Source organism: Streptomyces longisporoflavus, from assembly GCF_014649775.1.
GTDB classification, from domain to species: domain Bacteria; phylum Actinomycetota; class Actinomycetes; order Streptomycetales; family Streptomycetaceae; genus Streptomyces; species Streptomyces longisporoflavus.
On record NZ_BMTR01000006.1, the window covers coordinates 253,339 to 275,885 of the forward strand.

The 22,547-nt window shown below is 71.4% G+C and carries 18 protein-coding genes; 12 read left to right on the plus strand and 6 right to left on the minus strand.

Going from position 1 to position 22,547, the window contains the following annotated elements; all coding sequences use genetic code 11:
• Positions 1-61 precede the first annotated feature (61 nt).
• Positions 62-1,612, plus strand: a complete 1,551-nt coding sequence (locus IE226_RS14830) for a phytoene desaturase family protein (RefSeq protein ID WP_190081663.1) — start codon at positions 62-64, stop codon at positions 1,610-1,612.
• Between the two features lie 6 nt (positions 1,613-1,618).
• Here the strand turns inward: IE226_RS14830 and IE226_RS14835 are convergent, their stop codons facing one another.
• On the minus strand, positions 1,619-3,427 hold the full coding sequence (locus IE226_RS14835; protein WP_190081664.1) for a serine hydrolase domain-containing protein: 1,809 nt from the start codon (positions 3,425-3,427) through the stop codon (positions 1,619-1,621).
• A gap of 175 nt (positions 3,428-3,602) precedes the next feature.
• Here IE226_RS14835 and IE226_RS14840 point away from each other — a divergent pair, with 175 nt between their 5' ends.
• Together IE226_RS14840 and IE226_RS14845 are read left to right on the plus strand one after the other, a co-directional pair.
• Positions 3,603-4,706 (plus strand): NAD(P)H-dependent flavin oxidoreductase, encoded by a 1,104-nt coding sequence (locus tag IE226_RS14840; protein WP_190081665.1) that lies wholly within the window; start codon positions 3,603-3,605, stop codon positions 4,704-4,706.
• A gap of 35 nt (positions 4,707-4,741) precedes the next feature.
• Positions 4,742-6,298, plus strand: coding sequence for an acyl-CoA synthetase (locus tag IE226_RS14845; RefSeq protein ID WP_190081836.1), 1,557 nt, complete (start codon positions 4,742-4,744; stop codon positions 6,296-6,298).
• A 51-nt stretch (positions 6,299-6,349) separates the two neighbouring features.
• Here IE226_RS14845 and IE226_RS14850 read toward each other — a convergent pair whose 3' ends face one another.
• Both IE226_RS14850 and IE226_RS14855 read right to left on the minus strand, forming a co-directional pair.
• Positions 6,350-6,916, minus strand: coding sequence for an EF-hand domain-containing protein (locus IE226_RS14850; protein ID WP_190081666.1), 567 nt, complete (start codon positions 6,914-6,916; stop codon positions 6,350-6,352).
• 139 nt (positions 6,917-7,055) lie between these two features.
• Complete coding sequence (locus IE226_RS14855; RefSeq protein WP_190081667.1) at positions 7,056-9,467, minus strand: penicillin acylase family protein; 2,412 nt, start codon at positions 9,465-9,467, stop codon at positions 7,056-7,058.
• A 139-nt stretch (positions 9,468-9,606) separates the two neighbouring features.
• Between IE226_RS14855 and IE226_RS14860 the strand changes: the two genes are divergently transcribed.
• A complete protein-coding gene (locus tag IE226_RS14860) occupies positions 9,607-11,106 on the plus strand; it encodes an acyl-CoA synthetase (protein WP_190081668.1) in 1,500 nt (499 codons plus the stop codon).
• Positions 11,107-11,117: 11 nt separating this feature from the next.
• Here IE226_RS14860 and paaK read toward each other — a convergent pair whose 3' ends face one another.
• Positions 11,118-12,413, minus strand: a complete 1,296-nt coding sequence (gene paaK, locus IE226_RS14865) for a phenylacetate--CoA ligase PaaK (protein ID WP_190081669.1) — start codon at positions 12,411-12,413, stop codon at positions 11,118-11,120.
• 177 nt (positions 12,414-12,590) lie between these two features.
• Here paaK and IE226_RS14870 point away from each other — a divergent pair, with 177 nt between their 5' ends.
• A complete protein-coding gene (locus IE226_RS14870) occupies positions 12,591-13,442 on the plus strand; it encodes an alpha/beta fold hydrolase (RefSeq protein WP_190081670.1) in 852 nt (283 codons plus the stop codon).
• Positions 13,443-13,461: 19 nt separating this feature from the next.
• Positions 13,462-14,097, plus strand: coding sequence for a gamma subclass chorismate mutase AroQ (gene aroQ / locus IE226_RS14875; RefSeq protein WP_190081671.1), 636 nt, complete (start codon positions 13,462-13,464; stop codon positions 14,095-14,097).
• Between the two features lie 51 nt (positions 14,098-14,148).
• Here aroQ and IE226_RS14880 read toward each other — a convergent pair whose 3' ends face one another.
• The gene (locus tag IE226_RS14880; RefSeq protein WP_190081672.1) at positions 14,149-15,759 is read right to left on the minus strand and encodes an acyl-CoA synthetase; all 1,611 of its coding nucleotides are present in this window, start codon (positions 15,757-15,759) and stop codon (positions 14,149-14,151) included.
• 176 nt (positions 15,760-15,935) lie between these two features.
• On the opposite strand from IE226_RS14880, the gene IE226_RS14885 reads away from it, so the two are divergent.
• The 6 genes from IE226_RS14885 (at position 15,936) to IE226_RS14910 (ending at position 21,487) form a co-directional block, all read left to right on the plus strand.
• Positions 15,936-16,736, plus strand: coding sequence for a crotonase/enoyl-CoA hydratase family protein (locus tag IE226_RS14885; RefSeq protein ID WP_190081673.1), 801 nt, complete (start codon positions 15,936-15,938; stop codon positions 16,734-16,736).
• 129 nt (positions 16,737-16,865) lie between these two features.
• Positions 16,866-17,825, plus strand: a complete 960-nt coding sequence (locus tag IE226_RS14890) for a Zn-ribbon domain-containing OB-fold protein (protein WP_190081674.1) — start codon at positions 16,866-16,868, stop codon at positions 17,823-17,825.
• Complete coding sequence (locus IE226_RS14895) at positions 17,826-18,902, plus strand: thiolase family protein (protein ID WP_229870939.1); 1,077 nt, start codon at positions 17,826-17,828, stop codon at positions 18,900-18,902.
• Complete coding sequence (locus IE226_RS14900; protein WP_190081675.1) at positions 18,902-20,089, plus strand: thiolase family protein; 1,188 nt, start codon at positions 18,902-18,904, stop codon at positions 20,087-20,089. The genes IE226_RS14895 and IE226_RS14900 overlap by 1 nt, the downstream gene beginning before the upstream one ends.
• 107 nt (positions 20,090-20,196) lie before the next feature.
• Entirely contained in the window at positions 20,197-20,460 is a 264-nt protein-coding gene (locus IE226_RS14905; RefSeq protein WP_229870952.1) for a DUF397 domain-containing protein, read from the plus strand.
• A 133-nt stretch (positions 20,461-20,593) separates the two neighbouring features.
• The gene (locus tag IE226_RS14910) at positions 20,594-21,487 is read left to right on the plus strand and encodes a universal stress protein (protein ID WP_190081676.1); all 894 of its coding nucleotides are present in this window, start codon (positions 20,594-20,596) and stop codon (positions 21,485-21,487) included.
• A gap of 275 nt (positions 21,488-21,762) precedes the next feature.
• On the opposite strand, the gene IE226_RS14915 is transcribed toward IE226_RS14910, so the two are convergent.
• A complete protein-coding gene (locus IE226_RS14915; protein ID WP_229870953.1) occupies positions 21,763-22,497 on the minus strand; it encodes a leucine-rich repeat domain-containing protein in 735 nt (244 codons plus the stop codon).
• Positions 22,498-22,547: the final 50 nt, after the last annotated feature.

Consider the following 22,547-nt stretch of genomic DNA (forward strand, 5'->3'; position numbering starts at 1 on the left):
GGTCGCGCAGTTCCTCGCGCCCCTTTGGGGCGCTTCGTCGCCCCGCGTGTTACCAAGAGCTATGCCTCCTCGCGATCGATACGACGCCGTCATCGTCGGCGGTGGTCACAACGGACTTGTCGCCGCCGCCTATCTCGCCCGTGCCGGACGCACCGTCCTGCTTCTGGAGCGGCTCTCCGGCACCGGTGGCGCGGCCGTGTCCAGCCGTCCCTTCGCCGGCGTCGACGCCCGGCTCTCGCGCTACTCGTACCTGGTCAGCCTCCTGCCGCGGAAGATCGTGCGGGATCTCGACCTGGACTTCCGGGTGCGCACCCGCACCATCTCCTCCTACACCCCGACCGTGCGCGACGGGCGTCCCGCCGGCCTGCTGGTCGGCGGCGGCGAGGCGCGTACCAGGGACGCGTTCGAGCGGCTCACCGGCGGGCCGCGGGAGTACGAGGCGTGGCGGGAGTTCTACGCCATGACGGGCCGGGTGGCCGAGCAGGTGTTCCCCACGCTCACCGAGCCCCTGCCCACGCGCGAGACACTGCGCGAGCGGGTCGGCGACGAGGCTGCCTGGCGGGCGCTCTTCGAGGAGCCCATCGGCGCCGCCATCGAGGAGTGGTTCCATGACGACCTGGTGCGCGGCGTGGTGCTCACCGACGCCCTCATCGGGACCTTCGCCGACGCCCACGACCCGTCCCTGCGCCAGAACCGCTGCTTCCTCTACCACGTCATCGGCGGCGGCACCGGCGACTGGAACGTGCCCGTCGGCGGCATGGGCGCGCTCACCGGCGCCCTCGCGAACGCGGCCCGCGCGGCGGGTGCCGAACTCGCCACGGACCACGAGGCCGTCCGGATCGACGCGGACGGACAGAGCGCCGAGGTCACCTACCGCACGCCCGAGCGCGAAGCCACCGTCGCCGCACGGCACGTCCTGGTCAACGCGTCACCGCAGGAGCTCGCCGCCCTCGTCGGCGACGCCCCGCCCGCCCCCGCCGAGGGCGCCCAGATGAAGGTCAACATGCTGCTCGAACGGCTGCCGCGGCTTCGCGACACCTCGGTCGACCCGCACGAGGCGTTCGCCGGGACCTTCCACATCGGGGAGGGATACGGCGAGCTTGCGACCGCGTACGCCGAGGCCGCGGCCGGGAAGCTGCCCGCCGCGCCGCCCTCCGAGATCTACTGCCACTCGCTGACCGATCCCGGCATCCTCGGCCCCGAACTGGTGGAGCGCGGCTGCCAGACCCTCACGCTCTTCGGCCTTCACACGCCCGCCCGCCTCTTCGCCGGGGACAACGACGCCGTACGGGCCGAACTTCTGAAGTCGACCCTGGCGCAGCTGGACGCGCACCTGGCCGAGCCGCTCGCCGACTGCCTGGCCACCGACGCCGAAGGACGCCCCTGTATCGAGGCCAAGACCCCGCTCGACCTGGAACGCGACCTGCGCCTGCCCGGCGGCAACATCTTCCACCGCGACCTGGCCTTCCCGTACGCGCGGGAGGGCACAGGCCGCTGGGGCGTGGAGACGCGGCACGCGAACGTCCTGCTGTGCGGGGCGGGCGCGGTGCGCGGCGGCGGGGTCAGCGGCATCCCCGGGCACAACGCCGCCATGGCCGTGCTGGGGGAGTAGCGGTCCTCAGTCGGCCGAGGGGGCCCAGCCGACCGCCTCGATGCGGGCGGCGTCGGCGGGCCGTGCCTCGTCGAAGGCGGTACGGCCGCCGTCCTCGACCCGCAGCCCGTCGGCGTACGCGCCGCGCCCCACGTAGAGCCGGTCCGTCGCGTAGCGCCAGCGCAGCCGCACCTTCTCGCCTCGCAGCCCCGAGAGGTCCGCGGTCAGGCGGTGCCAGACGCGTCCGGACCAGCCGGACGCGGTGCCGTCCGGGTGGTTGCGGGGGTCCGAGCCCCGGTGCCGCGTCGTGAACGCCACCGGCTGCCAGGTCGCGCCGTCGTCCCGCGAGGATTCCAGGCGCAGCTGGTCCGAGCCCGGCTCGGTGTCCCACCACAGCTCGCAGCGCAGCCTCGCCCGGTCCGTGGCGAGGGTGAGCGGCGGCAGGGTCAGGGTGGCCGACGCCGAGTTCGCCATGCCGGAGAACCAGGCGGTGCGCCCGTGTGCGGGGCGTACCGGAACGGCGCGTGCCAGCTGGTTCGCCGCCGCCACCCTGGGCGCCGAGCCGGAGCGCCAGCTGCGCACGGGGTGCACCGAATTGCCGAGGACGACGAGGAAGGAGTCGGTGGTCGGGTCCAGGACGAGGGAGGTGCCGGTGAAGCCCGTGTGGCCCGCGGTGCGGGGCGTCGCCATCGCGCCCATGTACCAGTGCTGGTAGAGCTCGAAGCCCAGGCCGTGCTCGTCGCCGGGGAAGTCGGTGTTGAAGTCGGTGAACATCAGCTTCACGGAGGCGTCGGAGAGGATGCGGGCGCGGCCGTAGACCCCGCCGTTGAGCAGCGTGCGGCCGAGGATCGCGAGGTCCCAGGCGCAGGAGAAGACACCCGCGTGCCCCGCGACCCCGCCGAGGCCGAACGCGTTCTCGTCGTGCACCTCGCCCCACACCATGCCGCGGTCCAGGCCCGACCAGGGCAGCCGGGCGTCCTCGGTGGCGGCGATCTTCCGCTGCCAGGAGGCGGGCGGGTTGTAGCGCGTGCGGTGCATCCCGAGCGGAGCGGTGATCTCGTCGTGGAGCAGTACGTCGAGACGGCGGCCCGTGATCTCTTCCAGGACCAGCTGGAGCGAGATCAGATTGAGGTCCGAGTAGAGGTACTTGGTGCCCGGCGGGCTGACCGGCGCCTCCTGCCAGATGAGGCGCAGCTGGCCCTCGCGCGTGGGTTCCTTGTAGAGGGGGATCCAGGCGCGGAAACCCGAGGTGTGGGTGAGGAGCTGGCGGATCGTGACGTCCTGCTTGCCCCCGCCCGCGAAGTCGGGGAGATACGAGGCGACCTTCGCCTCGAGGTCCAGCTTGCCGCGCTCGATCTGCTGCACCGCGAGCAGCGAGGTGAACAGCTTCGAGACGGAGGCGAGATCGAAGACCGTGTCCTTGGCCATCGCGATCTGCCGGTCGGCCGGCAGCTCGGTGCCGGTGTCGGTCTTCTCGTCGTACGCCGCGTACCGCACCGCCTTGCCGATGGGCTGGTGCAGGGCGACCGTGCCGCCGCGGCCGGCGAGCAGGACGGCGCCCGCGTACCAGGGGTGTTTGGGGGACGGGCCGAGGAACTGCTCGGCGTCGGCGACCAGTTGCCGCAGGTGCCCGGCGAGCAGTCCGGCGCGCTCGGGGGTGCCGGGCCGCAGTGTCGGATGCCCGGCGGCGGACGCGGACCCGGCCGCCGCCGCGGCGGGACCCGCGGGGAAGGGCACGAGCGCGAGCGCCCCGCCGAGGGCCACGGCCCGCGTTCCCAGTTGGCGCCGGCTGAGACCGCCACCCGTTCTGTCCGCCGCCCCGCTGTCCTCGGCCATGACCGTGCCCCCTCCTGAAACTCGTCCGAGCTGAAATTATCTTTCGGGATCACAAGAGACTGCTGAAACTTTCATGTCAGCGCCGGGCCCTGTCAACCGCGGGCGCCCGACAATGATCTGACACTGCATCAGAAAATCTCTTCCGTCGTCCGGACGGCTGCGGCATCCTGCGCCCATGCAGACAGAGCTGAGCAGGAAACTGGGGATCGAGTACGCCGTCTTCGGCTTCACGCCCTTCCCGGCGGTGGCGGCCGCCATCAGCAGGGCAGGCGGATTCGGTGTGCTCGGCGCGGTCCGCTACACGGCACCCGACGAGCTGGCCCGGGACCTCGACTGGATGCAGGAGCATGTCGACGACCGGCCCTACGGGCTCGACGTGGTGATGCCCGCCAAGAAAGTGGAGGGGGTGAGCGAGGCCGACGTCGAGGCGATGATCCCCGAAGGCCACCGCCGGTTCGTCGACGACACCCTCGCCAAGCACGGCGTACCCGAACTCGCCGAAGGAGAGGCCTCCGGCTGGCGCATCACCGGGTGGATGGAGCAGGTCGCCCGCAACCAGCTCGACGTCGCCTTCGACTATCCGATCAAGCTGCTCGCCAACGCACTCGGCTCACCGCCCGCCGACGTCGTCCAACGGGCGCACGACAACGACGTACTGGTCGCCGCTCTGGCGGGCAGCGCCCGGCACGCGCGGAAGCACGCGGACGCGGGCATCGACGTCGTGGTCGCGCAGGGCTACGAGGCGGGCGGCCACACCGGCGAGATCGCCTCCATGGTCCTGACCCCGGAAGCCGTCGAGGCCGTCGCGCCGCTGCCGGTGCTCGCGGCGGGCGGCATCGGCAGCGGCGACCAGATCGCGGCGGCCTTCGCGCTCGGCGCGCAGGGCGTGTGGCTCGGCTCCCTCTGGCTCACCACGACGGAGGCCGACATGCACTCGCGGGCCCTCACCGAGAAACTCCTGGCGGCGGGCTCGGGCGACACGGTCCGCTCGCGCGCCCTCACCGGCAAGCCCGCGCGCCAGCTGCGCACGGAATGGACCGACGCCTGGGACGACCCCAGCGGGCCCGGCACGCTGCCCATGCCGCTCCAGGGGCTCCTGGTCGCCGAGGCGGTCTCACGCATCCAGAAGTACGAGGTCCAGGCGCTGCTCGGCACGCCCGTCGGGCAGATCGTCGGCCGGATGAACAGCGAACGCAGCGTCCAGGCGGTCTTCGACGACCTGACCCGCGGTTTCGAGCGAGCCATCGACCGCGTGAACCGCGTCGCCGGACGCGACTGACCAGACGACGGAGGAGAGAGGCCCTTATGAGCAGCATGCCGGGCAGTACGCCCCCCAACGGCTTCTGGGCGCAGGCCGAGGCCGACCCGGACCGTGCGGTACTGATCGCGCCCGACGGCGAGGAGTGGACCGCACGGCGCCTGCACGCCTGCGTCAACCAGCTCGTCCACGGGCTGCGCGCCGCCGGCCTGGAGCGCGGCGACGCCTTCGCCGTCGTGCTGCCCAACGGCGTCGAGTTCCTCACCGCGTACCTGGCGGCCTCCCAGGCCGGTTTCTACCTGGTCCCGGTCAACCACCACCTGGTCGGGCCCGAGATCGCCTGGATCGTCGCCGACTCGGGCGCCAAGGTGCTCATCGCGCACGAGCGCTTCGCGCAGGCCGCGACCGACGCCGCCGACGAGGCGGAGCTCCCGGCCACGCACCGCTACTCCGCGGGCGCCGTGCCGGGCTTTCGCCCCTACGCCGAACTCCTGGCCGGGCAGCCGGAGTCCGTGCCGGACGACCGCACGCTCGGCTGGGTCATGAACTACACCTCGGGCACCACGGGCCGCCCGCGCGGCATCCGGCGCCCCCTGTCCGGCAAACTCCCCGAGGAGTCCTACCTCGGCGGCTTCCTCGGCATCTTCGGCATCAAGCCCTTCGACGACAACGTGCACCTCGTCTGCTCGCCGCTCTACCACACCGCGGTCCTCCAATTCGCGGGCGCCGCCCTGCACATCGGCCACCCGCTGGTCCTGATGGACAAGTGGACGCCCGAGGAGATGCTCCGCCTCATCGACACCCACAAGTGCACCCACACACACATGGTGCCCACCCAGTTCCACCGCCTCCTCGCCCTGCCGGACGCGACGAAGGCGGCGTACGACGTGTCCTCGATGCGCCACGCCATCCACGGCGCCGCGCCCTGCCCCGACCACGTCAAACGGGCGATGATCGAGTGGTGGGGCGAGTGCGTCGAGGAGTACTACGCGGCCAGCGAGGGCGGCGGCGCCTTCGCCACCGCGCGGGACTGGCTGAAACGGCCCGGCACCGTCGGCAAGGCCTGGCCCATCAGCGAACTCGCCGTCTTCGACGACGACGGCAACAAGCTGCCGCCCGGTGAACTGGGCACCGTCTACATGAAGATGAGCACCGGCGGATTCTCGTACCACAAGGACGAGTCCAAGACGAAGAAGAACCGCATCGGCGACTTCTTCACGGTCGGCGACCTCGGCTACCTGGACGAGGACGGCTACCTCTACCTCCGCGACCGCAAGATCGACATGATCATCTCCGGCGGGGTCAACATCTACCCCGCCGAGATCGAGTCCGCGCTGCTCACGCACCCGGCCGTGGCGGACGCCGCCGCGTTCGGCATCCCGCACGACGAATGGGGCGAGCAGGTCAAGGCGGTGGTGGAGCCGGCGGAAGGCCACGAGGCGGGCGCCGCGCTCGCCGCCGATATCCTCGATCACTGCGAGCGCCAACTGGCGGGCTACAAACGCCCGAAGAGCGTCGACTTCATCGAGGCCATGCCCCGCGACCCGAACGGCAAGCTGTACAAGCGACGGCTGCGCGAGCCGTACTGGGAGGGACGGCAGCGCGCGCTCTGACCACGCCCCCTCCGCCGGCACCGCGGCACAGTGCCGGCGGAAGGGTCCCCGTCAGAAGGCGTCGAGCGGGCCCAGGAGCCAGGACCCGGCCGAACGCGGGTCGTCGTCGAAGTAGAACTCCCGGATGGATTCGAGGATCTCGTCCCGCCCGACCACGCCGTCCGCATCCGTGTCGAGGCGTCCGAAAACCTCGCGCGCGTCCGCCTCCGGCAGGTTCATCAGGGCCCCGCTCCAGCGCACCTGCTCGTCCCGGGTCAGCTTGCCGTCGCCGTCCGCGTCGGCGATGTCCATGATCGCGTCGAGGAACGGCACATACCCCTCGTCGAAGGACTCGGGCGTCTCCAGGAGCCCCGCCGTGAACGCCGACTTGTACTCCGCCTCGCTGATGCGGCTGTCCTTGTCCAGGTCGGAGACCAGCGCGAGGTGCTCCCACAGCCCGAGGGACAGCTCCCGCAGCCGCGAAAGCGGCTTGGAGTCGGGGCCGTGGCCGAAAGCCTCGCCGAGCCGGTCCACGGACCTCTCGAAGTCCGCGCGCTCGATGAACCCGTCGCCGTCGTCGTCGTATGTCGCGAACCGCCGGGACAGCTTGCGGTCCAGGAACGCGGATGCCTTCACCATGGATCCTCCCCTGAGAGACGTCCCCACCTTTGAGAGACGTCCCCACCTTTCTAACGGAGCCGGCCGGGTCCGCCCGGGGAGCGCGAGGCTCCTTTCAGGACGTTCCCGGCCGGCTTCGGTGCGGGCAGGACGTGCGGCCTCAGCGGCGTTCGCGCACCTTGACCACCTTGAGCTTCGGATCGCGCATGATGTCCTTCTCGCAGAACCGCGACGTCACCCAGCGCTCGTCGGCGTACAGCCGTGTCTGGTCGCTGTAGTGCGGCGAGTTCGGGTTCGACGACTGCGAGTAGGTCAGGAGCGTGCGGGCCTGCGGGCAGCGGCTCTTGTCCCAGCCGACCGCCTGGATGTGACTGGAACCGTGCGCCACCTCGGTGTAGCCGCCGCCCTTCGCGTCCCAGACCGGCTCGATCTTGTTCCACACGCCGACGGACTCCGTGCCGCCGTGTATCGGCAGCCGCTGCGAGCCGCGTACGACGAACTGGTTTCTGCCCAGCGGCGCGTCGAGCGCGATGCCCGCCCCGCCCAGCTCGGACACCGTGTCGGCGAGCGCCGTCGCGAAGCCCGGCGCCCCCGTATCGAGGGTGTTCGGGGTGCGCACCGGGTCGGCGGCGGAGAACGGCACCTTCCACAATCGGGCGTTCGGCACGGCGGCCACCAGCTTGCGCCAGAAGCGGTCGAAGAGCAGCGCGCCCCTGCTGTCCGTGTTCATCTCGCGGTCCCATGACCCGAGGACGTCACAGGCTTTGCGTACGTCGACGCTCTTGCCGTCGCTGCCCGTCGCGCTGCCGCCGGGGAGCGCCGCACACGCACGCGCCGCGTCCTCGGCGGCCAGATCACCCGCAGGCGCCCGGTTCGCGAACTGCTGCTTCTGGAGGTCCTTGACCGTCAGGCCGCCCTCCTTCGCCATCGCGGCGACATCCTCGATCGCGCCGCGCGTGCGCATGGAGCGCTGCGTGCCGATCGTTCCGAAGACCCGCTCGTAGCCCGTGATCGGCTGGTCGGCGTTGGTGAGCCAGGCGCTGTCGTTGGAGTTCTCCGCGTACGGCGCGTTCTTCAGGGTGGGCATCTTCGACGGGCCGAAGACGCCGGGCTGTACGGCGTCCTTGTCCGAGCCGATCGCGCAGTCGCCGCGCGATCCGTCGAGCACGGCCACACCCGATGCCGGATACGTGACCTTGCCCAGGTCGGTGGAGCAGCGCCCGGCGAGGTCGTCGGTGATGCGGGGAAGGACCTGCGACTGGCTGAGCAGCGAGTGGCCCTCGCGGTCGGCGGCGATGGTGTTGACCCAGGGGAGGCCCTGGGTGTCGCGCAGCGCCTTGAGGATGCCGTCGGTGGACCGGGCCTTGCCGAAGCCCAGGTCGGTGTCGCTGCCCCGCATGTTCCTGGCGTTGGGGTCGTTCAGGGCGTACGCCGTCTTCGCCGACCACGGCAGCGGCAGCTGCGCCCCGAGGCCGGTGGTGACCGGGCCGTACCGGGTCCACCACTGCGTGCGGGTCACCGGAGCGCCGCCCTTGACCGGCACCTCGACCGTCCGCTTCGTCATCTTCTCCCGCTTGCCGTCCACCAGATAGGCGGCCGGGTCGGCCGGGTCCAGGGTGAGTTGATGCAGGTTGAGGGTGACGCCGGTGGCGACCGTATGGCTCCACGCCACGTCGCCGTTGAAGCCTATGTTGACCACGCTCGTGCCGAGCAGCGATCCGCCCGAGACGTTCAGCTCGCCGGGGATGGTCTGCTGCGACTGCCAGAAGCGGCGGCCGCCCTGCCAGGGATAGTGCGGATTGCCGAGCAGCAGGCCCTTGCCGTTCGCGGTGGTCTTCCCGCTGAACGCGACCGCGTTGGAACCCATCACGGCCTCATCGGCCGAGAAGAGCTTGCGAGCCTCCTCGGCGGTGCGCTCCGGGTCGGGCGTACGGTCCGGCGCCGACGGGCCCGGCGGCTGCGCGGCGGTGATGCCGTCGATGCCGCGCCCCTGCCCGCCGAGGACCTGGACGGCGAAGCCCTGCCGCGCCACGTCCAGGGAGGAGATCGGGCGCAGCCACTCGGCGCCCTTGCAGGCCGGGTCGGTGACGCGGTTCTGCTTCAGCCAGGCGTTGTAGCCGGCGGCGAAGCCGCGCATCAGCTTCTTCGACGTGGCGCTCGGCCCCGCAGGCGCGGGCTGCTCCAGGAGCTTCTCCACTGTGCGGGTGTCGCGGACGCCGCCGAAATAGAGGTCGCTGGAGAGGTTGGTGGACGCCGAGGACAGCGAGCCGTCGGGCTTGCCGTCCGCGCCGAAGTAGCGTGACCGCTCCCCGCGCACGGTCACGTAACCCTCGGCGAGGGTGCACACCTGGTCGGCGGCCTGCGCCCAGCCGGTGCCGAAACCGAGGTTCTCGTAGTCCTTCGCGAGAATGTGCGGAATGCCGTACTGGGTGTAGCGGACGGTCGCGGACAGACCGCCGCCCGAGGGGCGGGCGTCAGGGTCCTGTGCCGCGCCGGCCGATGACGGCAGCAGGGCTCCGGCGGTCAACAGGCTGATGCCCAGGGCCGTGAGGCGTCTGGTGCGGCTGCGCATAAAGCCTCCCAACGGAGGTGAGGGAAGGGGCGGTTGAGCGTACCAACCGGTATGTCAATGATCGAGTGCCGGAACCGGACCGCTTCGTGCCCCGTCCGGAGCCTTGACCGCCGTGACGCGTGCGGCACAGGATCACGCCATGACGGGTCTGCGCAGCAATACGGTCGACGATGTCCTCCACCGGAGTGCCCGGCGCGTGCCGGGGCGAGTGGCACTGCGCTACGGCCGGCGGGCCTGGACCTACGCGGAGCTTGACGCGGCCGTCTCGCGCGCGGCCCGGGTGCTGCGCGACGCGGGCCTCGGCGCGGGCGACCGGGTCGGCGCCTACGCGCACAACTCCGACGCCTATCTGATCGGCTTCCTGGCCTGCTCGCGGGCCGGCCTCGTCCACGTGCCGATCAACCAGAACCTCGTCGGCGACGATTTGGCGTACATCGTGCGTCAGTCCGGCAGCTCCCTGGTCCTCGCCGACCCGGATCTCGCCGCGCGCGTACCCGGTGACGTACGCGTGCTCGTCCTGCGGGATTCGGACGACTCGCTGCTCGCGCGGCTCGCCGCGGCACCGGCCCTCGACGGCGACGAGCCCGCGGAAGGCGACCTCGCCCAGCTGCTCTACACCTCCGGCACCACCGCGCTCCCCAAGGGCGCGATGATGACGCACCGCGCGCTCGTGCACGAGTACGTCAGCGCCATCACCGCCCTCGACCTCAAGGAGACGGACAAACCCGTCCACTCGCTGCCGCTCTACCACTCCGCGCAGATGCACGTCTTCCTGCTGCCGTACCTCGCGGTGGGCGCCGAGAACACGATCATCGACGCCCCGGACGCCGAGCGGATCTTCGAGCTCGTGGAGGAGGGCCGTGCCGACAGCCTCTTCGCGCCGCCCACCGTGTGGATCGGCCTCTCCAACCACCCCGGTTTCGCCACCCGCGACCTCAGCGGGCTGCGCAAGGCCTACTACGGCGCGTCGATCATGCCCGTCCCGGTCCTGGAGCGGCTGCGCGAACGGCTGCCGTCGCTCGGCTTCTACAACTGCTTCGGGCAGAGCGAGATCGGCCCCCTCGCCACGGTCCTCGGGCCCGACGAGCACGAGGGCCGGATGGACTCCTGCGGACGGCCCGTCCTCTTCGTCGAGGCGCGGGTCGTCGACGAGCGCGGCCGGGAGGTGCCGGACGGCACACCCGGCGAAGTCGTCTACCACTCACCGCAGTTGTGCGAGGGCTACTGGGACAAGCCCGAGGAGACCAAGGAGGCGTTCCGCGACGGATGGTTCCACTCCGGGGACCTCGCCGTGCGGGACGAGGACGGCTACTTCACGATCGTCGACCGGGTGAAGGACGTCATCAACTCCGGCGGAGTCCTCGTCGCCTCGCGCCAGGTCGAGGACGCGCTCTACACCCACGACCGGGTCGCGGAGGCAGCGGTGATCGGCCTCCCTGACGAGCGCTGGATCGAGGCGGTCACCGCGGTCGTCGTACGCGACGGAGCCGTCACCGAGGCCGAACTCATCGAGCACGCACGCGAGAAGCTCGCCCACTTCAAGGCCCCCAAGCGGGTCCTGTTCGTGAACGAGCTGCCGCGCAACGCGAGCGGGAAGATCCTCAAGCGCGAGCTGCGGGACCGCTTCAGCGATTCGTGAGCCCTATCGGCTCACGGCTGCTTGTCGCGCAGATCCACGAGCCGCCTGAACTTGCCCACCGACCGCTCGATCGTCTCCGGATCGACGATCTCGACCGCCACCGAGACGCCGATCCCGTCCTTCACCGCCCTCGCGATCTCCCGTGCCGCCGCCTCGCGCCGTCCGGGAGTCGTGTCCGCGCGGGCCTCGGCCCGGACCGTCAGCGCGTCCATGCGGCCCTCACGGGTCAGGCGCAGCTGGAAGTACGGGGCGACACCCGGTGTCCGCAGGACGATCTCCTCGACCTGCGTGGGAAAGAGGTTCACGCCGCGCAGGATCACCATGTCGTCCGAGCGGCCCGTGATCTTCTCCATCCGGCGGAAGGCCGCCCGCGCGGTGCCGGGCAGGAGGCGGGTCAGGTCGCGGGTGCGGTAGCGGATGACCGGCATGGCCTCCTTGGTGAGGGACGTGAAGACCAGCTCGCCCCGCTCGCCGTCGGGCAGCACCTCGCCGGTGATCGGGTCCACCACCTCGGGATAGAAGTGGTCTTCCCAGATGTGCAGGCCGTCCTTGGTCTCCACGCACTCCTGGGCGACTCCGGGGCCGATGACCTCGGAGAGCCCGTATATGTCGACCGCGTCGATCGCGAACCGCTCCTCGATCTCGCGGCGCATCTCCTCCGTCCACGGCTCGGCGCCGAAGATGCCGACCTTGAGGGATGTCGTGCGCGGGTCGATTCCCTGGCGCTCGAACTCCTCCAGGAGCGTCAGCATGTACGACGGGGTCACCATGATGATCTCGGGGCGGAAGTCCTGGATCAGCTGGACCTGGCGCGCCGTCATGCCGCCGGACGCGGGAATCACCGTACAGCCGAGCCGCTCGGCGCCGTAGTGCGCGCCGAGGCCGCCGGTGAACAGGCCGTAGCCGTACGCCACATGGACCTTGTGGCCGGGACGGCCGCCGGCGGCGCGGATCGAGCGGGCGACGACGTCCGCCCACATCGACAGGTCCTGCTCGGTGTAGCCGACGACCGTGGGAAGCCCCGTGGTGCCGCTGGACGCGTGCAGGCGCCGCACCTCGGACTGCTCGACCGCGAACATCCCGAAGGGGTAGTTGTCCCGCAGATCGGTCTTGGCCGTGAACGGGAAACGGGCCAGGTCGCCGAGCGCGCGGCAGTCGTCGGGACGCAGGCCCGCCTTGTCGAACGCCGACCGGTAGAAGGGCACGTTCTCGTACGCGTGCAGCAACGTGTCCTGGAGGCGCTCCAGTTGCAGTGCCTCGAGCTCTTCGCGCCCCAGGCGCTCCGCCGCGTCCAGCATGGGCGTCATGTGCGGTTTCTCCCGTCCCAAACGGGCGACCGATCATTCGGTCGTCGATCTTCTGTCGAGGTCAGTAATCCAGCCCCGGGGTCGGTCGTCAAGAGATCGCGCAGCACCGCCTTGAGCTGCGGCGCTGCGGCCGAGCGACGTTGTCCGGGTGTGGCGCGAGATGTGATGATCACCCCCATGCCGACCTTCAGCGCATACGACGGGACCGAGCTGGCCTACCACGAGAAGGGAGAGGGCGAGCCGCTGCTCTGCGTGCCGGGCGGCCCCATGCGGGCCTCCGCCTACCTCGGGGATCTCGGCGGCCTGACGGCGCACCGCCGGCTGATCATGCTCGACCTGCGCGGCACGGGCGACTCCGCGCCGCCGGCCGACCCGGCGACGTACCGCTGCGACCGGCACATGGACGACGTCGAGGCGCTGCGCGAGCACCTGGGGCTCGACGGGATCGACCTGCTCGGTCATTCGGCGGCGGGCAACATCGCCACGCTGTACGCGGCACGTCACCCGAAGCGCGTCCGCCGCCTCGTCCTGATCACTCCGGCCACGCAGTCGCTCGGCCTCACCCCGGGCGCCCGCGACCACCGTGACGCCGCCCTGGTGCACCGGGGCGAGCCCTGGTACCCGGCCGCGGAGGCCGCGCTGCGGGAGATCGAGGCCGGCCGCAGCCCCGCCGAGGTGTGGGACGCCCTCGCGCCCCTGGGCTACGGGCGCTGGGACGCGGCGGCGCAGGCGCACCAAGCGGCGAGCGCCCGGGAGAAGAACGCCGAGGCGGCCGCCGTCTTCTACGGCGAGGGCGCCTTCGACCCGCCCGCCACGCGCGCCGCCCTGACCGGCCTCACGGCGCCGGTGCTCGTCCTCGCGGGGGAGTACGACGGTGTCCCGAACCCCGCGCACGCGCAGGAGTTCGCCGGGTTCTTCCCGGGTGGCGTACGGCAAGTGCAGCCGGGCGCGGGGCATTTCCCGTGGCTGGACGACCCGGAGTGGTTCGCGCGGCGGGTGGCAGGATTCCTCGCGCAGGATCAGGACTAGGGCTACCGGAGGAGTCATCGTGCGTCTCAGTTCGTCCGCGGGGCGTCTGTTCACTGCCGGGGCCGTGTGTGCGGCTCTGCTGGCCGGGAGCGGGGGTGCCGTTGCCGTCGCGGCACCGGCCCCGGCGCAGCGGTCCGCTGCCGCTCCGGTCGCGCCTGCCGGGTCGTACGCCCGGCTCCATACGCTGGCCGATCTCGCCGCTCGGCGCCTGGCCACCGCCGATCTCGTCGCCGCCGCGAAGTACGGCACGGGCAGCCCCATCGACGACCCCGCCCGTGAGCAGCAGGTCCTCGACGACGTCGCGCGGCAGGCGCGGGAGCTCGGCGCCGACCCGGCGGCGACCGTGCGGATCTTCCGGGACCAGATCGAGGCCAACAAGGTGGTGCAGCGTGCGCTGCACCGGCGGTGGGACGCGGACCCTTCGCAGGCGCCGACGCCGGAGGAGCGGCCTGATCTCGCTGAGGTCCGTGCGGAGATCAACCGGGTGAACGGGGAGTTGGTGCGGGGCATCGCCGACTCTCCGTCGGCTCGCGCCGCGGTGTCTTGCCGAGGGCTGGTGACCCTCGGCGCCCTGCATGTACGGCATGAGCGGCAGCTTGACCCGCTGCACACGGTGGCCCTGGAGCGGGCGCTCCGGTCCGTCTGTGCGGGCTGAGCCCTCCTGGCCCGCCGCTTCGCGGCGGATCTTTCCCGCCCACCCGCCCGATTACCCCGCAGCCACAGCCTTCGCCCACCTGTAGTCCGCCTTGCCGCTCGGGGAGCGCTGGATCCGGGAGGTGAAGACCGCGGCGCGGGGGATCTTGTAGCCGGCGAGGTGGGTGCGGCAGTGGGCCTGGATGGCTTCGAGGTCCAACGGGCCTGCGCCGTCACGGAGTTGGACGACCGCGGCGACCCGGTTGCCCCAGCGTTCGTCGGGAACTCCGGTGACCAGCGCGTCGTACACGTCCGGATGTGACTTCAGCGCCTGCTCCACCTCCTCGGGATACACCTTCTCGCCGCCGGTGTTGATGCACTGCGAACCCCGGCCGAGGACAGTGACGATGCCGTCCTCGTCGACGGTGGCCATGTCGCCGAGCAGCACCCAGCGCTCCTCGCCCTTCCGGAAGAACGTCTCGGCGGTCTTCGCCGGGTCGTTGTAGTAGCCGAGCGGCACATGGCCGCGCTGGGCCAGGCGGCCCGGCTCGCCCACCGCCACCGGCTCGTGCGTGACCGGATCCACCACCTGCGTACGCTCGTTGACCTCCAGGCGGAAGCCCTTCTCCGGGCCGGAGTCGTCCGTCGCCTTGCCGTTGGAGCCGGACTCGGAGGAGCCGAAGTTGTTCAGGAGCAGGACATCGGGCGCGAGCTCCTGGAACTGCGCGCGCACCGTCTCCGACATGATCGCCCCGGAGGACGAGACGCTGAAGAGCGAGGACAGGTCGGTGCCCTTGAGCGGGCCGCGCAGGGCGTCGATGAGCGGCCTGAGCATGGCGTCGCCGACGAGGGACACGCTGGAGACCTTCTCCCGCTCGATGGTGCGGAGCACCTCTTCGGGGACGTACTTGCGGTGAATGGCCACCCGCTGGCCGTAGTTGAAGGCGATGAACGAGGTCAGCGTCGAGGTGCCGTGCATCAGCGGGGGAGCGGGGAAGAACGTGATGCCGGGGCCGCCCGCCGCGACGCGCTCCGCGAGTTCCTCGGGCCGCTTCACCGGCTCGCCCGCGGGCTCGCCGCCGAAGAGACCGGCGAAGAACAGGTCCTCCTGGCGCCACATGACGCCCTTGGGCATGCCGGTGGTGCCGCCGGTGTAGATGATGAACAGGTCGTCGGCCGAGCGGGCCCCGAATCCGCGCTCCGGCGAGCCGGCCGCCTCCGCGTCGGCGAAGGCCACCGCGTCGAGCGCGGGCGCGCCGGCCGGCGGGGTCCCCACCCGCACCAGGTGCCGCAGCTTCTCCGTGCGCGGCAGCGCCGCCGCGACCCGCTCGGTGAACTCCGCGTCGAAGACGAGCGCGGCGAGGTCCGCGTCACGGTAGAGGTAGACCAACTCCTCCTCTACGTAGCGGTAGTTGACGTTCACGGGTACGAGCCGTGCCTTGAGGCAGGCCAGCACCGCCTGGAGATACTCGACGCCGTTGTAGAGGTGCAGCCCCAGATGTTCGCCGGGCTCGAGCCCGCTGTCGATCAGGTGGTGCGCGAGGCGGTTGGCGGCCCGGTCGAGCTCGGCGTACGTCAGCCTGCGTTCCGCCCCGGTGCCGGGGTGATCGATGTACACGAGCGCCTCGCGGTCGGGAACCACGTCGACGACCGACTCGAACAGGTCGGCAAGGTTGTACTCCACCGCTCCTCCTGACCCCGGCGTCATGTCCTGTGGCGGTCATCAGAGCAGAGGCACCCATAAGTGGGAAGGGTCCTCGTGGAAGAAATCTGACTGCCTGTCAGAAAACTCTTGAACTGACTCCCCGCCTACTGCAACCTGTTCCAGGTCCGAAGCCGACGGCAAGAAGGAGCTCGGCCATGGGTGGGACGGAACATCTCGCTGTGCGGCGCGCAGGCGCCACACTGATACTCACGCTCAACCGGCCGGAGGCGAAGAACGCGCTCTCGCTGCCGATGCTGGTGGGCCTCTACGACGGATGGCTGGCCGCGGACGAGGACGACGCGATCCGCTCCGTCGTGCTCACCGGCGCGGGCGGCGCGTTCTGCGCGGGCATGGACCTCAAGGCCCTCGCGGGCAAGGGGATGGACGGCGAGCAGTACCGGGACCGGATGAAGGCCGACCCCGATCTGCACTGGAAGGCGATGCTGCGCCACCACCGCCCGCGCAAACCCGTCATCGCCGCGGTCGAGGGGTACTGCGTCGCCGGCGGTACCGAGATCCTCCAGGGCACGGACATCCGCGTCGCGGGCGAGTCCGCGACGTTCGGCCTCTTCGAGGTCAAGCGCGGTTTGTTCCCGATCGGCGGGTCGACCGTGCGCCTCCCGCGCCAGATTCCCCGTACGCACGCCCTGGAGATGCTGCTCACCGGGCGGCCCTACTCGGCGGCCGAGGCCGCGTCGATCGGCCTGGTCGGTCATGTCGTCCCGGACGGCACCGCCCTGGACAAGGCCCTCGCCATCGCCGAGCAGGTCAACGCGTGCGGGCCGCTCGCCGTGGAGGCGGTCAAGGCGTCCGTGTACGAGGCCGCGGAGATGTCCGAGACGGACGGTCTCGCCGCGGAGCTGAAGCGGGGGTGGCCGGTCTTTGACACCGCCGACGCGAAAGAGGGCTCCAGAGCCTTTGCGGAGAAGCGGGACCCCGTGTTTCGGCGGGCCTAGGTCGCATTTCGGCTGCGTCGCCGTTGTGGCTGGTCGCGCCCACGCGGCGGAGCCGCAAATCGATGCAGCCCCGCGCCCCTTGCGGGGCGCTCCCCCCTCCCGTCGTCGCCCAGAAACGGAGTTCTGCTCATGGCATCCGCTCCCTCACCCGAAGTGCTGCGTGCGCCTCTCGTCCTTGAGTTTCCCTTCACCCGGTCCCTCGGGCCCGTGCAGAGTGCGTTTCTGACCGGGCTGCGCGAGCGGACCGTGCTCGGCGTGAAGACCGAGGACGGCAGGACGCTCGTACCGCCCGTCGAGTACGACCCCGTGTCCGCCGAAGAGATACGTGACCTGGTCGAGGTCGGCGCCGCCGGCACCGTCACCACCTGGGCCTGGAACCACGAACCCCGCAGGGGACAGCCCCTGGACACCCCCTTCGCCTGGGTCCTCGTGAAGCTCGACGGCGCCGACACCTCCCTGCTGCACGCCCTGGACGTGCCGGGCCCCGACGCGGTCAGGACCGGCATGCGGGTCCGCATCCGCTGGGCGGCCGAACGCATCGGCGCCATCACCGACATCGCCTGCTTCGAGGCGGACGACGGCCCGGCGGGAGGCGGCGCCCGGCCGCACAGCGGGGAGTTCGGCGACCCCGTCACCGGCATCGTCGCCCTCGCGCGTCTCGACTACACGTACGCGCCCGGCCGCGCCCAGACCGCCTACATCAAGGCACTCTCCGAGCAGAAGACCGTCGGCGAGCGCTGCCCCTCCTGCCGCAAGGTCTACGTGCCGCCCCGCGGCGCCTGCCCCACCTGCGGCGTCGCCACGGCCGAGCGGGTCGAGGTCGGGCCGCGCGGCACCGTCACCACGTACTGCATCGTCAACATCAAGGCGAAGAATCTCGACATCGAAGTGCCCTACGTCTACGCGCACATCGCTCTGGACGGTGCCGATCTCGCCCTGCACGCCCGTATCGCGGGCATCCCCTACGACCAGGTGCGGATGGGGTTGCGCGTCGAGCCGGTGTGGACCGAGGGCGCCCGCTTCCCCGATCACTACCGGCCCACGGGCGAGCCTGACGCCGACTACGACACGTACAAGGAGCTGGTGTAGATGCCGTCCGCCAAGCCGTCGGTGATGCGTCCCGTCCGGGACATCGCCGTCGTGGCCTTCGGGCAGACCGATCACCGGCGCTCCACCGACGAGCTCTCCGAGGTGGAGATGCTCATGCCGGTCCTGCACCAGGTCCTCGCCGCCACCGGCCTGAAGACCAGCGACATCGGGTTCACCTGCTCGGGCTCGTCGGACTATCTCGCGGGCCGCGCCTTCTCCTTCACGATGGCGCTCGACGGGGTGGGCGCCTGGCCGCCGATCTCCGAGTCGCACGTCGAGATGGACGGGGCGTGGGCACTGTACGAGGCATGGACCAAGCTGCTCACCGGCGACGCCGACACCGCGCTCGTGTACTCCTACGGCAAGTCATCGCCCGGCTCGGTGCGCGACGTGCTGACCCGGCAGCTCGACCCGTACTACGTGGCGCCCCTGTGGCCGGACTCGGTGGCCCTCGCGGCCCTCCAGGCGCAGGCCCTGATCGACGCGGGGGACGCCGACGAGCCCGCGCTCGCCGGGGTGGCCGCACGCAGCCGTCAGGACGCCTCCGCCAACTCCCATGCACAGCTGAGCGGTTCGGTGGCGCAAGGGGTTTACGTCGTACGTCCGCTGCGCACCGGCGACTGCCCGCCCGTCGGCGACGGGGCCGCCGCCGTGATCCTCGCGGCGGGGGAGCGGGCCCGTGAACTGTGCGAGCGGCCCGCGTGGATCCGCGGGATCGATCACCGCATCGAGGCGCACGGACTCGGCGTGCGCGACCTCACCGACTCGCCCTCCAGCCGTCTTGCCGCCCAGCGGGCCGGTGCCTTCGAACGGCCCGTGGACACCGCGGAGCTGCACGCGCCGTTCACCTCCCAGGAGGTCGTCCTGCGCAAGGCGCTGAAGCTGGGCGCCGACGTCGTGGTGAACCCGTCCGGGGGCGCGCTCGCCGCCAACCCCGTCATGGCCGCCGGTCTGATCCGGCTAGGCGAGGCCGCCGCACGCATCCACCGGGGCGAGTCGGACCGGGCACTCGCACACGCCACGTCCGGCCCCTGCCTGCAGCAGAACCTGATCGCCGTCCTCGAAGGAGATGCGTGATGAGTGGGGTGAGGAGCGGGACGGGCAAGGAGCCCGTGGCCGTCGTCGGGATCGGCCAGACCAGGCACGTCGCCGCCCGGCGGGACGTCTCGATCGCGGGCCTCGTCCGTGAAGCCGCCCAAAGGGCTCTGGAGGACGCCGAGTTGAGGTGGGCGGACGTCGACGCCGTGGTCATCGGCAAGGCGCCGGACTTCTTCGAGGGCGTCATGATGCCCGAGCTGTACCTCGCCGACGCGCTCGGCGCGGTGGGCAAACCCATGCTGCGCGTGCACACGGCGGGCTCCGTCGGCGGCTCCACCGCCCTGGTCGCCGCGAACCTGGTCGCGGGCCGCGTCCACGGCACCGTACTGACCCTCGCCTTCGAAAAGCAGTCGGAATCCAACGCGATGTGGGGGCTCTCGCTGCCCATCCCCTTCCAGCAGCCGCTCCTCGCGGGCGCGGGCGGCTTCTTCGCCCCGCACGTGCGCGCGTACATGCGGCGCACCGGCGCTCCCGACACGGTCGGCTCGCTCGTCGCGTACAAGGACCGCCGCAACGCGTTGAAGAACCCCTACGCCCACCTGCACGAACAGGACATCACGCTGGAGAAGGTCCAGGCGTCGCCGATGCTCTGGGACCCGATCCGCTACTCCGAGACGTGCCCGTCCTCCGACGGGGCCTGCGCGATGGTTCTCACCGACCGCGCGGGCGCGCGCCGTTCGCCCCGGCCGCCGGCCTGGATGCACGGCGGCGCGATGCGCAGCGAACCCACCCTCTTCGCGGGCAAGGACTTCGTGTCCCCGCAGGCGGGCAAGGACTGCGCGGCCGACGTCTACCGGCAGGCGGGCATCACCGACCCGCGGCGCGACATCGACGCCGTCGAGATGTACGTGCCGTTCTCCTGGTACGAGCCGATGTGGCTGGAGAACCTCGGTTTCGCCGCGGAGGGCGAGGGCTGGAAGCTGACCGAGTCGGGCGTCACCGAGCTGGACGGCGATCTGCCCGTCAACATGTCGGGCGGCGTCCTGTCCACCAATCCCATCGGCGCATCGGGCATGATCCGCTTCGCCGAAGCGGCACTTCAGGTGCGCGGCCAGGCGGGCGAGCACCAGATCGACGGGGCCCGCAGAGCACTCGGACATGCGTACGGAGGGGGCTCGCAGTTCTTCTCCATGTGGCTGGTCGGAGCGGAGCCGCCCACCACGTGACGGGAGCGGCGGGCCGGGCGGGCGGCCATCCTCGCTCCGCGGCCTGTCCGGCACCGGAACCGAAAGCTAGGCTGGCGGGCGGACGACGCATCGGGAGGAGCACGGACGTGGCCGAAGGCACCATTCAGCAGCATCCGCTCGCAGGTCAGCAGGGCCCGCTCGCGGGCTGGGACAAGCCGGAGCTCGACCTCAGCACAGCGGACTGGCAATCGGGCAGCGAGGGGCGGGGTGACGTGGAGATCGCCTTTGTCGAAGGTTTCATCGCGATGCGCAACGGCGGCCGGCCCGAGAGCCCGTCCCTCATCTTCACTCCGGCGGAGTGGGGAGCGTTCGTGCACGGTGCGCGGTCGGGGGAGTTCGATCTGACGTAGGCCGTGCGGGGCGTTGTGGGCCCTCGTCTCCGGCTGTCGCGGCCGTTCACGGCGCCCGCCGTGCTGACCTGGTCATCCCGGACTCCGAGGCGGAGCCGGTCGACCTTGGCACTGCGCCGGAGACGAGGAAGCCATGAGCGATGACGCGCCCGCCGGACCCGTGGTGGTGGCCGTCGACGGGTCGTCGGGCGGCGACCACGCCCTGGAATGGGCGCTGACCGAGGCGCGGCTGCGGCAGGCGCCGCTGCGGATCGTGCACGTGCGGCAGTACGCGATGCCGCTCGCCGACGGCCCGTACATGCCGACCATCGACCACCGCCCCGACGCGGACCCGGTCGTCGACCGCGTGCGCCGACGCCTGGAAGGGCGCACGGACCTCCCCTCCCTGACGGTCGAGATCGTGGAGGGCGCACCGGGGCACGAGATTCCGCGGCTGGGCGATCAGGCGCGGCTCCTGGTCCTCGGGTCGCGCGGCCGGGGCGGCTTCACCAGTCTGCTGCTCGGCTCGAACGGGCTCGCCAGTGCGCGGGACGCGGCGTGCCCCGTCGTCGTGGTGCGGCCGGGCGAGGAGGTCATGGCCGGGGCCGGGCCGTGCGTGGTGCTCGGGCTCGACGCGCTCGACCCGCACGACGAGACCAACGGCTTCGCCTTCGCGGAGGCGGCGCTGCGGGGCGCGGTGCTCCGGGTCGTCTGCGCCTACCCGGGGCCCGTACTCGTCTACACCGCCACAGGCGACTTCGTGACCTCGGCGGAAGCGGACGAGGCGAGCGCGAAGGAGTACACACGCCTCGCGGCCGGGCAGCTCGCGCCTTTCCAGGAGCGGTATCCCGACGTACGGATCGAGCAGGAGATCCTGCCGGGCGACGCGGCGGGCATCCTGGTGGACGCGTCGCGGGAGGCGGAACTCGTGGTGGTGGGCCGCCACCGGCGCGGGAGGGCGCTGGGGAGGCTGATGGGTTCGGTGACCAACGCGGTGCTGCTGCACGCGAAGGGCGCGGTGGCGGTGGTCCCGCCGGAGCCACGTTAGCCACGGCTGCTTTCCGCGCGGGCGGGGCGGGTCTCCGCGGACTGGCTTGCCCATACTCCGCCTCGCGTACCGCGCCGGGGCCTGTGCCTCACGTATCGCGCAGCTGCCCAGTGCTTCGGGTGCCGGGCCGGTGCACGGTGCTTTGCGTACCGCGCCGGGGCCTGTGCCTCGCGTACCGCGCCGGGGCACAGCGCTTCGGGTGCCGCGCCGGTGCCCAGTGCCTCACGTATCGCGGCAGGGCCCAGTGCCTCACGTACCGCGCCCGGTCGCAAGTCTCACCGCAGTACCACGCATCCCCGCCCCTCCAGCCTCCGCAGCGGCTGCTCCGGTGCCGTGAGTTCGGCGTTCCAGCGCAGGTCCAGCTTTTCCAGGGCCGGCAGGTCGGCTATCCAGGGCGGGAGTTCTCGCAGCCGGTTCGAGCGGAGGTCGAGTTTTCGCAGCAGGGGCAGGCCGCGCAGGGCCGCCGGGACTGTCGTGAAGCGGTTCTCGCGCAGCTCCAGTTCGCGCAGGGCCGTGAGGCGCTTGAGCGAGGCGGGGAGCGTCGTGAGGCGGTTGCCGCGCAGCCATAGTTCGCGCAGGGCCGTCAGGCGGCCGAGCGAGGCAGGGATCGCGGTGAGGCGGTTGTGCTGGGCGCGCAGTTCCACCAGGGCCGCCATCGAGCCCAGCGTGCCGGGCAGCGCCGTCAGCCGGTTCTCGCCCACGTTCAGGTACGCCAGCCGCGTCAAGTTGCCCAGCGTGTCCGGCAGTGACGTGAGGCGGTTGTCGTGGACGTAGAGGAAACGGCTCAGGGCTCTCAGGTCGCCAAGCTCGGGCGGCAGCTCGGTCAGCCGGTTGTGGCCCACGTCCAGTGTGCGCAGCGAGGTCAGGGTCCCGATTCGGGCGGGGAGCCGCGTGAGCGCGTTGTCGGGGAGGAGCAGGGACTCCGGGGACGGATGGTGCCAGACCTCGTCGGGGACCTCGCTCAGGCCGCCGTGCCAGTAGTTGAGTACGTTCTCGGTGCCGACCGTCACGTCAGGGTCCCTTCGTCCGAAGTGCATGCACGAGCCAACCGCTCCGCCGT